Source organism: Ruegeria sp. CDSC079, assembly GCF_059610505.1.
The window spans coordinates 354,268-367,235 of record NZ_JBXWNT010000005.1 but is presented as its reverse complement, the minus strand read 5'-3'; the positions used below and the strand labels follow the sequence as shown (position 1 = coordinate 367,235).

The 12,968-nt window shown below is 58.7% G+C and carries 13 protein-coding genes; 7 read left to right on the top strand and 6 right to left on the bottom strand.

Annotated features, from left to right (window positions below; all coding sequences use genetic code 11):
* Positions 1-107: 107 nt before the first annotated feature.
* Both AC2FIC_RS12080 and AC2FIC_RS12075 read right to left on the bottom strand, forming a co-directional pair.
* Entirely contained in the window at positions 108-869 is a 762-nt protein-coding gene (locus tag AC2FIC_RS12080; protein ID WP_142635283.1) for an ABC transporter permease, read from the bottom strand.
* Positions 866-1,795 (bottom strand): ABC transporter ATP-binding protein, encoded by a 930-nt coding sequence (locus tag AC2FIC_RS12075; protein WP_142635285.1) that lies wholly within the window; start codon positions 1,793-1,795, stop codon positions 866-868. The genes AC2FIC_RS12080 and AC2FIC_RS12075 overlap by 4 nt, the downstream gene beginning before the upstream one ends.
* A 154-nt stretch (positions 1,796-1,949) precedes the next feature.
* Here AC2FIC_RS12075 and AC2FIC_RS12070 point away from each other — a divergent pair, with 154 nt between their 5' ends.
* Positions 1,950-3,044 carry a CaiB/BaiF CoA transferase family protein gene (locus AC2FIC_RS12070; RefSeq protein WP_496691863.1) on the top strand — a complete coding sequence of 365 codons (1,095 nt, stop codon included), beginning with the start codon at positions 1,950-1,952 and terminating at the stop codon, positions 3,042-3,044.
* On the opposite strand, the gene hemE is transcribed toward AC2FIC_RS12070, so the two are convergent.
* A complete protein-coding gene (gene hemE / locus AC2FIC_RS12065; protein WP_496691862.1) occupies positions 3,041-4,075 on the bottom strand; it encodes a uroporphyrinogen decarboxylase in 1,035 nt (344 codons plus the stop codon). The genes AC2FIC_RS12070 and hemE overlap by 4 nt on opposite strands.
* 107 nt (positions 4,076-4,182) lie before the next feature.
* On the opposite strand from hemE, the gene hemC reads away from it, so the two are divergent.
* The gene (gene hemC / locus AC2FIC_RS12060; RefSeq protein WP_496691861.1) at positions 4,183-5,142 is read left to right on the top strand and encodes a hydroxymethylbilane synthase; all 960 of its coding nucleotides are present in this window, start codon (positions 4,183-4,185) and stop codon (positions 5,140-5,142) included.
* Positions 5,143-5,611: 469 nt separating this feature from the next.
* Complete coding sequence (locus AC2FIC_RS12055; RefSeq protein ID WP_142635290.1) at positions 5,612-6,013, top strand: carboxymuconolactone decarboxylase family protein; 402 nt, start codon at positions 5,612-5,614, stop codon at positions 6,011-6,013.
* A 130-nt stretch (positions 6,014-6,143) separates the two neighbouring features.
* Here AC2FIC_RS12055 and AC2FIC_RS12050 read toward each other — a convergent pair whose 3' ends face one another.
* The 3 genes from AC2FIC_RS12050 to ubiA form a co-directional block, all read right to left on the bottom strand.
* Positions 6,144-6,464: a hypothetical protein gene (locus tag AC2FIC_RS12050; RefSeq protein WP_142635291.1), complete on the bottom strand. Its 321-nt coding sequence runs from the start codon at positions 6,462-6,464 to the stop codon at positions 6,144-6,146.
* 1 nt (position 6,465) lies between these two features.
* Entirely contained in the window at positions 6,466-8,364 is a 1,899-nt protein-coding gene (locus tag AC2FIC_RS12045; RefSeq protein ID WP_496870175.1) for an OmpA family protein, read from the bottom strand.
* 65 nt (positions 8,365-8,429) lie between these two features.
* Positions 8,430-9,392: a 4-hydroxybenzoate octaprenyltransferase gene (gene ubiA / locus AC2FIC_RS12040; RefSeq protein ID WP_496870174.1), complete on the bottom strand. Its 963-nt coding sequence runs from the start codon at positions 9,390-9,392 to the stop codon at positions 8,430-8,432.
* Between the two features lie 12 nt (positions 9,393-9,404).
* Between ubiA and AC2FIC_RS12035 the strand changes: the two genes are divergently transcribed.
* The 4 genes from AC2FIC_RS12035 to AC2FIC_RS12020 all read left to right on the top strand — a co-directional run bounded on the left by AC2FIC_RS12035 (position 9,405) and on the right by AC2FIC_RS12020 (position 12,935).
* A complete protein-coding gene (locus AC2FIC_RS12035; RefSeq protein ID WP_496870173.1) occupies positions 9,405-10,130 on the top strand; it encodes a 16S rRNA (uracil(1498)-N(3))-methyltransferase in 726 nt (241 codons plus the stop codon).
* Positions 10,127-10,975, top strand: a complete 849-nt coding sequence (locus AC2FIC_RS12030) for a GNAT family N-acetyltransferase (RefSeq protein ID WP_496789448.1) — start codon at positions 10,127-10,129, stop codon at positions 10,973-10,975. The genes AC2FIC_RS12035 and AC2FIC_RS12030 overlap by 4 nt, the downstream gene beginning before the upstream one ends.
* Complete coding sequence (locus AC2FIC_RS12025) at positions 10,972-11,499, top strand: hypothetical protein (protein WP_142635298.1); 528 nt, start codon at positions 10,972-10,974, stop codon at positions 11,497-11,499. Before AC2FIC_RS12030 ends, AC2FIC_RS12025 begins: the two co-directional genes overlap by 4 nt.
* A 65-nt stretch (positions 11,500-11,564) precedes the next feature.
* The gene (locus AC2FIC_RS12020) at positions 11,565-12,935 is read left to right on the top strand and encodes a glutamate--cysteine ligase (protein ID WP_496691856.1); all 1,371 of its coding nucleotides are present in this window, start codon (positions 11,565-11,567) and stop codon (positions 12,933-12,935) included.
* Positions 12,936-12,968: the final 33 nt, after the last annotated feature.

Here is a 12,968-nt window from a genome sequence, read left to right as displayed (position 1 = left end):
CGATGTAGAGTGCGCCCACGCGGTAAACAAGGGAGCGGCTGACCGTTATCGGTCGCGTGAACGTATTTACTGAAGGTGATGGGCAAAAATGCAACGCCGTCCATGGCCTAACTCCGGATGCGCCAGCCAGTTTTGAAGATCCATCCGATGATGCCCAGACACACGCCGGTAAACGCCAGTATGGCCAAAAGGCTGAACATGATCGGCACATCGGCCAGGCCGTAAAACGACCAGCGAAAGCCTGAGATCAGATAGACGACCGGGTTGAACAGGGTGATGGTCTGCCACAGCGGGGGCAGCATCGAAATCGAATAAAAGGTACCGCCCAGAAAGATCAGCGGTGTCACCACGAGTTGCGGAACCAAAGACATCTGCTCGAAATTGCTGGCCCAGATGCCGATGATGAAGCCCAGCAAGGAAAAGCTGAGGCAGGTCAGGACTAGAAATGTCGCCATGGCAAGCGGGTGTTCAATACGCAAATCCACAAAGAATGCAGAGGTCACAAGGATCACGACACCCACAAACAGCGATTTTGTCGCTGCCGCTCCGACATAGCCGATGACGATCTCGATGAAATTCACCGGCGCCGAAAGAAGCTCATATATCGTTCCCAGAAACTTTGGGAAATAGATCCCGAAAGAGGCGTTCGAGATCGACAGCGTCACAACAGATAACATGACCAGCCCCGGAACGATGAACGCCCCATAGGATACGCCTTCGACCTCTTGTATGCGGCTGCCAATCGCCGTGCCAAAGACAACGAAATACAGCGATGTCGACAGGACCGGAGATATGAAGCTTTGCGCAAGGGTGCGGAAGAACCGGGCCATTTCGAACCGGTAGATGGCAGTAATGGCGGACCAGTTCATGTGGCTTCTCCCGACACCATATTGACAAAGATCTCTTCAAGGCTGGACTGACGCGTTTGTACATCGCGTAAAATCAGTCCGGCCTCGGCCACATCGTTCAACAGGGTGGTGATGCCAGTGCGGTCGGCGTTTGTGTCGTAGGTATAAACCAGCGCGTCACCCTTGCCATTCAGTTTGAGATTGTGTGCGGCCAGACTGTCGGGGACGGTTTGAATGGGCTGGGTCAGCATGACTTCGATCTGCTTCTTTCCCATCTGCGCCATCAAAGTGTCCTTGTCCTGAACCAGTAGCAGTTCACCCTTGTCGATGACACCGACACGGTCGGCAATGGCCTCGGCCTCTTCGATGTAGTGGGTGGTTAGAATGATGGTGACACCGGCCTGCTTCAACTCGGCCACGATTTCCCACATGTCTTTGCGCAGTTCGACATCAACACCTGCGGTCGGCTCGTCCAGAAACAGAACACGTGGCTCGTGTGCCAGCGCTTTTGCGATCAGAACCCGACGTTTCATACCGCCCGATAGTTCTTTGATTGCGTTTTTGCGTTTTTCCCACAAAGACAATTTTCGCAGAATTTCTTCGATACGTGCGTTGTTCTGCCCAAGCCCGAACAGCCCGCGCGACAATCGCACAGTGTTCCAGACCTTTTCAAAGGGTTCGAGCGCGATCTCCTGCGGAACCAAACCGATCATCCGGCGTGCTGCGCGAAAATCAGTCTGGATATCGTGGCCGCCGACGGTCACGCTTCCTGAGGTTGGCGTCGTTATTCCACACACCGTCGAAATCAGCGTGGTCTTGCCTGCACCGTTGGGACCCAGAAGAGCCAGGATTTCTCCCTGCTCGATGTCCAGAGACACGCCCTTTAGCGCCTCAAAACCTCCGGCATAGGACTTTCGCAAATCCCTGATGGACAGAATTGTTGTCATGCGCCTCCCCCGTTCTGGCGGCGACACTACCCTGCGAGTTAGCCACAGAACAGGCCCAATTCACACATTTTGCTCAGCTTTCCAATTGGCCTTTCCAGTCCGGGCTTGCATTTCCTGGCTGGCCCCGAAACCCTGCGCGGGCAGGAGGACTGGTATGTTAAGTGGAATTCGGATCATCGAAATCGAGGGCTTGGGCCCCGGTCCCTTTGCCGCCATGCTGTTGGCCGATCTTGGTGCAGATGTGATCACCATCCACCGCAAGGGTCAGGCCGCGACTCCGGGCATGCCCGAACAGTCAGTTCTGGATCGGGGCAAGCGGTCGATCAGCCTGAACCTCAAAGACCCGGCCGATCTGGATGTGGCCCGGCGCCTGATCGCCACGGCTGATGCACTGATCGAAGGGTTTCGACCCGGTGTGATGGAAAAGCTGGGCCTTGGCCCTGATATCTGTCGCGATCTGAACCCAAAGCTGATTTATGGCCGTATGACGGGTTGGGGACAGAACAGCCCCTTGTCCAAGAATGCCGGGCACGATCTGAACTACATCGCACTGTCCGGGGCGCTTTGGTATGCGTCGCAACCGGACCAACCGCCGCAAACCCCGGCCACTTTGGTGGGTGATATCGGTGGCGGTGCCATGTATCTGGTCGCGGGCATTCTGGCCGGATTGCTGAATGCGGCACGCACAGGAAAGGGCTCGGTCGTGGACGCCGCCATCTATGATGGCTCGGCCCATATGATGAACCTGCTGATGAGCCTGCGCCAAACCGGAAACCTGTCAGATACTCGCGGACACAGCCTTCTGGACGGTCCCCATTGGAGCCGAACCTATGCCTGCTCTGATGGTGGATTTGTGGCGGTGCAGTGCCTGGAGCCGAAATTTTATGCCGAGTTCCTGCAGATATTGGACCTGTCTGGCGATCCCGAATTTCGGCAGCAATATGATGCTTCCACCTGGCCCGCGCTGACCCGGCGGCTGGCTGAAATCTTTGCTGGCAAACCACGTGATCATTGGGCGGCGCTGTTTGCAGCAAGTGACGCCTGTGTTGCACCGGTGCTCAACCCGTCCGAGGCGCAGAACCATGCCATGAACACAGCACGCCAGACCTGGCTTGCCCCCGACGGTATGCTACAGGCCGCCGCCGCGCCGCGGTTTTCCGAGCGGGAGTGGAAGCCCAGACCCAGCCCGCGCCGCGGAGATCATACACAAGACATACTGGCCGAGCTGGACGCCCGACCCAAAGCCTAGCGGTTGCGCACTGCGTCGATCATACGCTGAACGTTGTCGGGATCGGCATCGGGCGTGATGCCATGACCCAGATTGAAGATATGCGGCCCTTTGGAGAATGCATCGACAATCCGCCGGGTCTCGTCCACCAGCGCTTGACCGCCGGTCACCATATGCGACGACGCCAGATTGCCCTGTACGCAACCATCCACCTGGACATGCTCGGCGCCCCATTCCGGCGAGACCGAATTGTCCAGCGCGACGCAATCAACCCCCGTGGTTTTGGCGAACCCGATATAGCCATCTCCGGCCTCTCGCGGGAATCCGATCACCGGGATGCCGGGGTGACGTTCCTTGATGGCCTGGGTGATTAGGCGGCACGGCTCGACCGCATATTTGCGGAACGCCTCACCCTTCAGCGATCCGGCCCAGCTGTCGAATATCTTGACTACCTCGGCGCCGGCCTCGATCTGGGCTGAAAGATATTCGATCGTGGCCAGCGTGATCCGGTCCAGCAGCGCTTCGAACAGCGCAGTATTCCCCTCGCGCAGCGCATGGGCGGGGCCTTGATCCGGGGTGCCGCGTCCGGCGATCATGTAGGTCGCCACTGTCCACGGCGCGCCAGCAAAACCGATCAAGGTCGTCTCGGATGGCAACTCCCGTGACAGGATGCGCACTGTCTCATAGACTGGCGAGAGTGTTTCGTGGATATCCTCGACTGATTTCAGCGCATCAAACTCGGATTGCTGCGTGATGGTCGACAAACGCGGGCCTTCACCGGTGACAAACCAAAGATCCGCACCCAGCGCCTGTGGTACCAGCAGGATATCCGCAAACAGGATAGCTGCATCGAACCCATAGCGACGGATCGGCTGCAATGTGACCTCGGCCGCAAGCTCGGGATTGTAGCACAGCGACAGGAAATCCCCGGCCTGCGCGCGCGTTGCACGATATTCTGGCAGATACCGCCCGGCCTGGCGCATCATCCAGATCGGAGGCACATCCTGCACCTGTCCTGCCAATGCCCGCAGCAGTTTCTTTGTTTCGGCCATCTGTGCCCCCAATCGTCTGGTTTGTGGCAACGGGTCTTCCTTCGGCGGCAATTTGTCAAGCTCTGCCCCCATTGTCAGGGCAATGTGACGCGACTAAAGCTGTGTCCATGACATTGACCCTGCCTTCACCCGCCTCACCGCTGAAAATCGGCACCCGTGGTTCGCCCCTGGCGCTGGCGCAAGCCTATGAAACCCGGCAGCGGTTAGGCACAGCCTTTGATCTGCCCGAAGATGCATTCGAAATCGTGGTGATCAAGACCACCGGCGACAATCGCGCGATGATCGACGCGGACCGCCCGCTGAAAGAGATCGGCAACAAAGGCCTGTTCACCAAGGAAATCGAAGAAGCGATGCTGCGAGGTGATATCGACATCGCTGTGCATTCGACCAAGGACATGCCGGTCGAACAGCCCGCGGGTCTTGTGTTGGACACGTTCCTGCCGCGCGAAGATGTGCGCGACGCTTTTATTTCGCCCAGCCTGAATTCTATTCATGACCTGCCGTATGGCGCAGTGGTCGGCACCTCGTCTTTGCGCCGCCGGGCTCAGCTGTTGAACCGGCGCCCTGACCTGAATGTGGTCGAGTTCCGTGGCAACGTGCAAACGCGCCTGAAGAAACTGACCGATGGCGTAGCGGATTGCACGTTTCTGGCGATGGCAGGTATCCGGCGCCTGAATATGGACGACGTTCCCGCAACTGCTATCTCGCCCGAGGATATGCTGCCCGCCATTGCACAAGGTACAATCGGTATCGAACGTCGCAGTGACGATCCCCGTGCTGCAGGGATGTTGGAGGCAATTCATCATAGCGAAACCGGGTATCGACTTTTGGCCGAGCGCGCCTTGCTGGCCGCGCTTGACGGGTCCTGCGAGACTCCGATTGCCGGGCTGGCTGATATCAGCGGTGGCATTCTGCGCCTGCGCGGAGAAGTCCTGCGCCCGGACGGGTCTGATTCTATCGCCGAAGACGCCACTGGCGTGATTGGTGATGGTGCAGAAATGGCGCGCGCAATGGCCGAAAAACTACTGACAAAGGCCGGCCCCGGGTTCTTTGATTGGATGAATTGAAGATAAATTTATTTAATGTGAACTAGTTCACTGTCGCGCTCTCAAAGATCAGGCATTAAGGATGCACACCGATTGAGAAATCGGGTTGGTCTCGAAGAAGTCGAAAGTTTTTGTTAGTCTGTCCATTTTTAAGTGGTATTCGAGGGGGCGAGACCAAACCCCGACATTCAGTCAGTAAGGGCCGCTGTCTCATTAAGACGGCGGCCCGTTTACTTTTGGGTGTCTCAAATAGCCGCGACGTCTTGAACCGCTTGCACAATCGCAGCCCGCTGGTGAAGCGATGTCAGTACATATAATTGCCTGTCTTCAAGACTGGATGCGCGGGGCAGTGGAATGATCCTCGTGCCAAGGGGCTAGAAAATCCGTCGCATTTTCTTATCCGGCGTAAAGTGCAAGCGTTGATAGTACCTGTAAGAGGCGTAGAGTGCATCAGCGCACCGCTTCATTGTGACGATTACCGGAGACCAAAATGGCCGAGACTTTCGACGAAGATCTGTTCCTCAGAGGGCTGGAGCAACGCAAAAGCACCCTGGGCGCGGAATATGTTGAGAAAAACCTGGCTGCCGCCGACGATTTTACCCGGCCGTTTCAAGAGGCAATGACCGCTTGGTGCTGGGGTTTCGGCTGGGGCGACGATGTGATTGACGCCAAGACCCGGTCAATGATGAACCTGTCCATGATCGGCGCGCTGGGCAAGATGCACGAATGGGAACTCCACTGTCGCGGCGCCATCAGCAACGGCGTCAGCAAAGAAGAAATCCGGGCCATTATTCACGTGATCGGCATCTATTGTGGCGTGCCGCAGGCGCTGGAATGCTTTCGTGTCGCGCGCAAGGTTCTGGACGAGGCAGAGACAACCTCTGAGACATGATCATGAATTGAGCTGTGCCCAAGCTTCATCAAGCTGAGGGGATTTTCGGGCCCGGTTTGGCAGGTGTCTGAAACACACAACGGCGCCCTATATTTGCGGGTGTCGCAAGTTGCCGATTCCTCTAGTTCTCTTAGTCCGCGTTGTTGATCCGGCCGCGTAATTCTTCGGCCTCCTGCCGCGCGGCGCGCAACCCGTCCATGGCAGCGCCCAGTTCCGCCTCGGTCTGGGTGAGCTGATTGGTTAGCTCGGCCTCACGCTGTTGCAGATAGGTGATGGCCTGATCGCGGGTTTCTTCGGCCTCATGCAATTCCTGGCTCATGCGATCCAGATCGGCGACGTCGCTTTGGCGAACACGAGACAGACGATGGGCCAGCCAGTTGGCGAACCACCCCATGCAGAAGGCTGCGAACAGGATGATGGCGGTGGCAATGATGAATTCTATTCTGTTCAACTTACTGATCCTCTGCGCCGGTATCTACGGCGTCTTCTGGCGTCTCTGTCTCGGCCTCCAGCGCCTCAAGCCCGGTCTCGGAATTGGCAATGGGCTCGGGCCGGATCAGGCGGAATTCAATGCGACGGTTTTCTTCTCGGCCTGCCTCGGTATCGTTGTCTGCGATCGGTTGCGTTTCACCATATCCCACGGCCGAGTAGCTTGACGTTGGGATGCGGCGTCCGCGCAACTCATTCAGGATCGACTGAGCCCGCGCCTGGCTGAGTTGCTGGTTCATCTCTTCGCGGCCCTGACTATCTGTATGGCCCTGAATTTCAATCCGGATGGGGCCGCATTCGCGCAGAATCTCGGCGATCTGATTGACGGTATCGCGCGAATCCGCTGCAACCGTGGCCGATCCCGGTTCGAATGCGATTTTGCTGCTGGCCTGAACCTCAGCAAGCTGGTCTTCGCACAGCTCTGGGTCGGGCAGGCTGTCTGCGGGTTTCGGCGGCTCTTGATAGGTGATCGAAAGGGTGAAACCTTTGGCATCCCCAAGCTTTTCCGACAGCAATCCGGCGATACGGGCTTTGGCGTCCGGGTCGTAGCTGACCCCGCTGAGAGAAACGTCGTCAGGGGTAACAGTCAGAGCGCCGTTATGCAGCAGAGACAACGCTTCCAGCCCCGCCAGAACGCGCACCGGCCAGTCTGCGGGTAAGTCGGAGGCGATGCGGGTGGCGGTATAAACCTGTTCCGATCCAAATGCCGCGCGGGCAAAACTGTCGGCCATGTCGCGCGATGTCTCATTGCTCAGACGACCGCGCATTTGGACCAGCCCTTCGGGGCTGCGCGTGGTCGAGAACTCGGGGGGGCCGGTGGAGTCGGTGGTTTCGGGTTCGGGCAGGACGGCGTGCAGGGCGAAAACCTCGGGCAGCGCATTTTCCAGCTCGCCCACCACACGGTCAAAGACCCCAGCCTCTGTTCCTTGCGCCGCCACCAGCGTGATATCCGCATCCGAAATCGTGACCGAACCCTGACCAATCTCGGACAGGGCACGAATGCTGAGCGTTGCCGCTTCGGGCCAACGGGGTGAGGGCACGCCCAAACCGATTGTACAGCTAAACGGGCCGGCAAGGCCTGCCTCTTTGGCAGCAGCGACGATGGCATCCCGCGCTTTTTCATTCTGGGCCGAGCAGGCATCGAACTGGCCGCCGTTGGCATCAATCAGGTAGCGCAGTGTAAAGGGGGTGATTACGGGGCGCGGAGCCGAGATCGACAACCCGATTCGCAAACTGGGAGGTGCTGCGCGGGTCAGGCTCTGTTCCAGTCGTTCTTTTTCCCGCAGGCTGTCTGCAATGGCGGTGATTTTCACCAAACCGGGGCTGGCCGATATTTTGGCGCGCGGCAGGCGGGTCAACGCTTCGAGCGCATAGTTCAACGCGTCGTCCCAGCCTTCGGGTATAGGGTAATCCGCCGTTTCCATCAGGTCCGAAACGGTGTCGCCGTCCATCCGGCGCAACCTTTCGATCAGCTCGCTGCGGTCTTGGCTTGCGGGTATCAGACCAATAATCGAAATACCGCTGTCGTTTCGCAAAATTTCAGCGGAAAAGCGCGGTGCTGCCAGTTGCCGGGTGGGGGCGACCTGCATGTCATCAATAACGCGTGAGGTATCAACCTCGGTCCCGGCTGCGGTCAGCGCATTGAACCGCGTTGCTTCGTCAATGGCTGTGCCGGTCAGGACAACGCGCAGGCCATCGGATTCGACTTCGGCCCAGTCATGCCCTTTTAGGTCAAGCGCACGCCGCACGGCGAGTTCCGACGCTTCTTCGACTTTGGTTACCGCATATCCTGCGGCCACGAGCGAAAGGCTGGCCGAAACGAGGAATATCAGGGAGGCAGCTAGGAAATAGGGCAGGCGCATGTGCGGGCAGACGACTCCTGAAGTTATTGAGCAGGACTCTTACAGAGGCCCGCGCCGAGGTGCAATCAGAGCAGCACAGCAATGCAAAGGAAGATCAGCGGAATAAGGCCGGTGTCACGATTGGCGCGGAAAAGTTGCAGTAATTTGGCGTTGTCTTCAGTGTCCAGCCCACGCAGTTGCCACGTCATGTGCCATCCCATCGCCCAAGGTCCGGCAAGTGCCACGAACATGGCTGTAACCGGCTCCTGCCCTGTCATGGCGTCGATAATGGCCAGCGCCATTAGGGATACAGTGGCGACCAGGAAATACTTTAACCAATGCGCAGTATTTGTCCCGAACAGGCGGGCGGTGGATTTGATACCGATCAGCTCGTCATCCTCGGCGTCCTGATGCGCATAGATCGTGTCGTAGAACAGCGTCCAGGCGATGCCGGCCAGGTACAGAGTGATAGCCGGGCCGCCGACCGTTCCAGTATGCGCGGCCCAGGTCAGCAGGATGCCCCAGTTGAAGGCCAGTCCTAGAAATACCTGTGGCCACCAGGTGAACCTTTTGGCGAAGGGGTAGACAGCGACGGGCAACAGGGACAGCACGCCCATGGCGATGGCGGCCTGGTTGAAGCTCAGCAGAACCAACAATGCCAGCAGGCATTGCAGCACCATCCAGATCGCGGCCTGCCGAACACTGACCTGCCCAGAAGGGATCGGGCGCGACCGGGTCCGTTCCACCTTTGCATCAAAGTCGCGGTCCGAAATGTCATTCCAAGTGCAGCCCGCGCCGCGCATCAAAAAGGCACCGATGGCACAACCGATGGCGATCCAGAGGTCCTCCCACCGCGGGGTGCCGTCGCTGAGGATGGCCAGCGCCAGCCCCCACCAGCAGGGGATCAGCAGCAGCCATGTGCCGATAGGCCGATCAGCCCGGCTCAGCCGCAGGTAAGGGCGCGAGAATTCCGGCGCATAGGTGTCGACCCAGTTGCCGCTGACCGCATCAGCGACCTGACCGTCTGGTGTTGGCGCATTGCCTTGCATATGTAAGGTCTCATGAGTGCAAAGATCAGACTGTATGTAGAGCACCCTTTGGGTCCGGGGCAATCGGTAGAATTGACGCGCGAGCAGGCACATTACCTGTTCGGTGTCATGCGCCTGGCTGTGGGGGGGCAGGTTGCCTTGTTTAACGGACAGGACGGAGAATGGCAGGCCGAAGTGGCCGAAGCGAGAAAGCGTGGCGGTGTACTGACCTGTGTCGAACAGACCAAACCGCTGCAACGGCCACCTGACCTGTGGTTCCTGTTCGCCCCGATCAAAAAGGCACGCACCGATTTCATCGTTGAAAAGGCGGCGGAAATGGGTGCGGCGCGGATCATGCCGGTGCAGACAGAATTCACCAATTCCGAACGTATCCGTCAGGACCGCTTGCAAGCCCACGCGGTAGAGGCCGCCGAGCAATGCGGCGGTACCTTTGTGCCCGAGGTCGCCGATCTGCAGCGGCTGGACCGAGTTCTGGATAGCTGGCCCGAGGGGCGTCAACTGATGTTCTGTAACGAGGCCGAGGTCGGCTCGGCCCTGCGCCTGGCGGCGAATGAAAAGGGGTTGCCATGGGCGATCCTTATCGGACCCGAGGGCGGCTTTTCCCAACGTGAACGCGCCCGGCTGACCGCCTTACCCTATGCCCATGTCGTCAGTCTTGGCCCGCGTATCCTGCGCGCGGATACAGCAGCGGTTGCGGCTCTGACCATGTGGCAGCAGGCGCTGGGGGACTGGTCATGATTTGGCGTCTCGCGCAGGAGGCGGATGTACCGAAGATCGACCAGTTTCTAATGCGCCACATTCAGACGTCGATGTTCCCTTTGGCCAATCTGCGTGATTTTGGATTGCGGGGCACGGACCGACGTGCCGTTAATATCTGGGTGTTGGGCGATGACCCCCGGGCTGTTTTCTCCATCACGAATGAGGGCATGGTTTTACCGCAATGTCCCGATTGCACAGATGAAGAACTGGCCGCTGCGATTGATCTGATCCGGGGGCGTGCCTTGTTTGGAATGGCGGCTGAGGCAACACAGGCCCGCCGGATCATGCGTCTTGCGGGGTGGGAGGATCGGCCGGCAACGCTGAACAGCGATGAACCGGGTTTCACGCTGGATTTGGAACAACTTGCTATTCCGGATGCTACAAGCGCAAAATTGGTGCCTTTGGGTGCGTTTGATCGTGAAATCGTCGTAAGGTGGCGGTCTGACTACCTGATCGAAGCAATGGAATTCAATTCGTCACGAGCGCAAAAACAGGCTGGCTTGGATTACGACGCCTATATCGAACGCGATTCTCATCGTGTGTTGCTGGTCGACGATCGGCCTGTCGCCATGACTGGTTTTAACGCGCGCTTGCAAGAAGTCGTGCAGATTGGTGGGGTCTTTACACCTCGTGAAATGCGCGGCCGTGGATATGCGCGTCTGGCCGTCGCGCTGCATCTGGAGGAGGCGCGCCGTACGGGTGCGAAACGCGCGGTTTTGTTTGCGGCTTCCGATTCCGCTGCGCGTGCTTATATCGGTATCGGTTTTCAATCCGCGGGGCAGTACTCGCTCATCCTGTTCATAAACCCAGAGGATACCGCATGAGTTTCATCCGACCCGAAGCGAAACTGGCCCTGTGGCGCTGGCGCGAAGTGCTGGTTGCCGGTGTCATTCTGTTGGTTGGCCTCAGCTGGATCAGCGGCCCGGGTGGGTTGCTGGGCTGGTTGGGCTGGGTTTTGGTGGCGGTGTCGCTTGCACTGGCCGTGATCGGGGTTCAGCGCGCCAGGTTTCGCACCGGCGTCGGTGGCCCCGGAGTTGTGACCATCGACGAAGGCCAGATATCCTATTTTGGCCCGCTGGACGGTGGCATGGTCGCGACGCGGGAAATCGAGCGGTTGGCGTTGGACCCATCCTCGAATCCGGCGCATTGGGTGTTGGAACAGCCTGGCCAGCCGACACTTCACATTCCTGTGAATGCTGAAGGGGCCGAAGCGCTGTTTGACGTGTTCTCGGCGCTGCCGGGGTTGAAAACAGAACATATGTTGTCGGAATTGAACGGTGGGGCCGTCCATCCCGTAGTAATTTGGGAGCGTCAGCCGATGCGCCCTGCGCATATGCGGTTGCATTGACACCGCCGTCGTTTGCGACCACGACTGACCAACAAGACAGACACATCAGGATCGGAGCACGGTTCATGTCCATCCCCCAGTCCGGCGGCGGACCGATCGAACGCCACGAGCAACTTGCCGAATATCTGGAAGCGGGCTGCAAGCCCAAAGCCGATTGGCGCATCGGAACCGAACATGAAAAGTTCGGCTATTGTAAAGACTCACTGAAACCGCTGCCATTCGAAGGCACGCGGTCGATTGTGGCGGTGCTTGAAGGGCTGCGTGACAGGCACGGCTGGGCCGAGGTGCGCGAAGCGGGCCACCTGATCGGTCTGGAAAAAGACGGGGCCAATGTCAGCCTTGAACCGGGCGGTGCACTAGAGCTGTCGGGTGCGCCGTTGGAGACGATCCACGAGACCTGCGACGAGGTGAACACCCACCTGCGCGAGGTTAAGGATATCGCTGATGAAATCGGCGTGGGCTTTATCGGTCTGGGCGCGGCCCCGATCTGGACCCATGAGCAGATGCCTCTGATGCCCAAAGGCCGTTATCGGCTGATGAACGATTACATGGAGAAAGTCGGCTCGATGGGTCGTGCCATGATGCGGCGCACTTGCACGGTTCAGGTCAATATCGACTTTGGGTCCGAGGCAGACATGGTGCAGAAACTGCGCGTGGCGCTGGCTTTGCAGCCGGTGGCGACGGCGCTGTTTGCCAATTCACCCTTCTTCGAAGGACAGGTCAACGGCCAGAAAAGCTGGCGCAGCCATATCTGGCGGCATCTGGACGATGCACGCACCGGTATGTTGCCCTTTGTGTTCGAAGAAGGCTTTGGGTTCGAGCGCTACGTGCAATACGCGTTGGATGTGCCGATGTACTTTGTCTATCGCGATGGCCAGTATATCAACGCGCTGGGCATGTCCTTCCGCGATTTCCTGCAGGGCAAACTGCCCGCGCTGCCGGGTGAAACACCTACTCTGTCCGATTGGGCCGATCACCTGACCACCGCCTTCCCCGAGGCGCGGATCAAGAAATTCATGGAGATGCGCGGCGCGGATGGTGGCCCATGGCGACGTCTGTGTGCGCTGCCTGCCTTCTGGGTTGGCCTGACCTATGATCAGGGCGCGCTGGATGCGGCCTGGGATCTGGTCAAGGGCTGGGATGCCGAAACGCGCGAGGAACTGCGCGTTCAGGCAGCCGTCAATGGCCTGCAGGCGCAGGTTGGCGACATCAACATGCATGATCTTGCCCGCGAAGTGGTTGCGATCTCGGAAAGTGGTCTCAAGGCCCGGGCCTATCCCGGCGCAGGTGGTCTGGTTCCCGATGAGACGCATTTCCTGAACGCGCTGAAGGAAAGCCTCGATACCGGCAAGGTTCCGGCGGATGAGTTGCTGGAACACTACAATGGCGACTGGAACGGCGATCTGACCCGAATTTATCCCGAATACAGCTATTGACCCACCGCGTCCCGCTTGCATTCGCGGGGCGGG

Excerpts from the sequence above, each read along its gene's own strand:
- AC2FIC_RS12020 (WP_496691856.1), top strand. The coding sequence starts at position 11,565 with ATGTCCATCCCCCAGTCCGGCGGCGGACCGATCGAACGCCACGAGCAA.
- AC2FIC_RS12035 (WP_496870173.1), top strand. The coding sequence starts at position 9,405 with ATGAGTGCAAAGATCAGACTGTATGTAGAGCACCCTTTGGGTCCGGGG.
- ubiA (WP_496870174.1), bottom strand. The coding sequence starts at position 9,392 with ATGCAAGGCAATGCGCCAACACCAGACGGTCAGGTCGCTGATGCGGTC.
- hemC (WP_496691861.1), top strand. The coding sequence starts at position 4,183 with ATGACATTGACCCTGCCTTCACCCGCCTCACCGCTGAAAATCGGCACC.
- AC2FIC_RS12030 (WP_496789448.1), top strand. The coding sequence starts at position 10,127 with ATGATTTGGCGTCTCGCGCAGGAGGCGGATGTACCGAAGATCGACCAG.
- AC2FIC_RS12045 (WP_496870175.1), bottom strand. The coding sequence starts at position 8,364 with ATGCGCCTGCCCTATTTCCTAGCTGCCTCCCTGATATTCCTCGTTTCG.
- AC2FIC_RS12070 (WP_496691863.1), top strand. The coding sequence starts at position 1,950 with ATGTTAAGTGGAATTCGGATCATCGAAATCGAGGGCTTGGGCCCCGGT.
- AC2FIC_RS12055 (WP_142635290.1), top strand. The coding sequence starts at position 5,612 with ATGGCCGAGACTTTCGACGAAGATCTGTTCCTCAGAGGGCTGGAGCAA.
- AC2FIC_RS12075 (WP_142635285.1), bottom strand. The coding sequence starts at position 1,795 with ATGACAACAATTCTGTCCATCAGGGATTTGCGAAAGTCCTATGCCGGA.
- AC2FIC_RS12025 (WP_142635298.1), top strand. The coding sequence starts at position 10,972 with ATGAGTTTCATCCGACCCGAAGCGAAACTGGCCCTGTGGCGCTGGCGC.
- hemE (WP_496691862.1), bottom strand. The coding sequence starts at position 4,075 with ATGGCCGAAACAAAGAAACTGCTGCGGGCATTGGCAGGACAGGTGCAG.
- AC2FIC_RS12080 (WP_142635283.1), bottom strand. The coding sequence starts at position 869 with ATGAACTGGTCCGCCATTACTGCCATCTACCGGTTCGAAATGGCCCGG.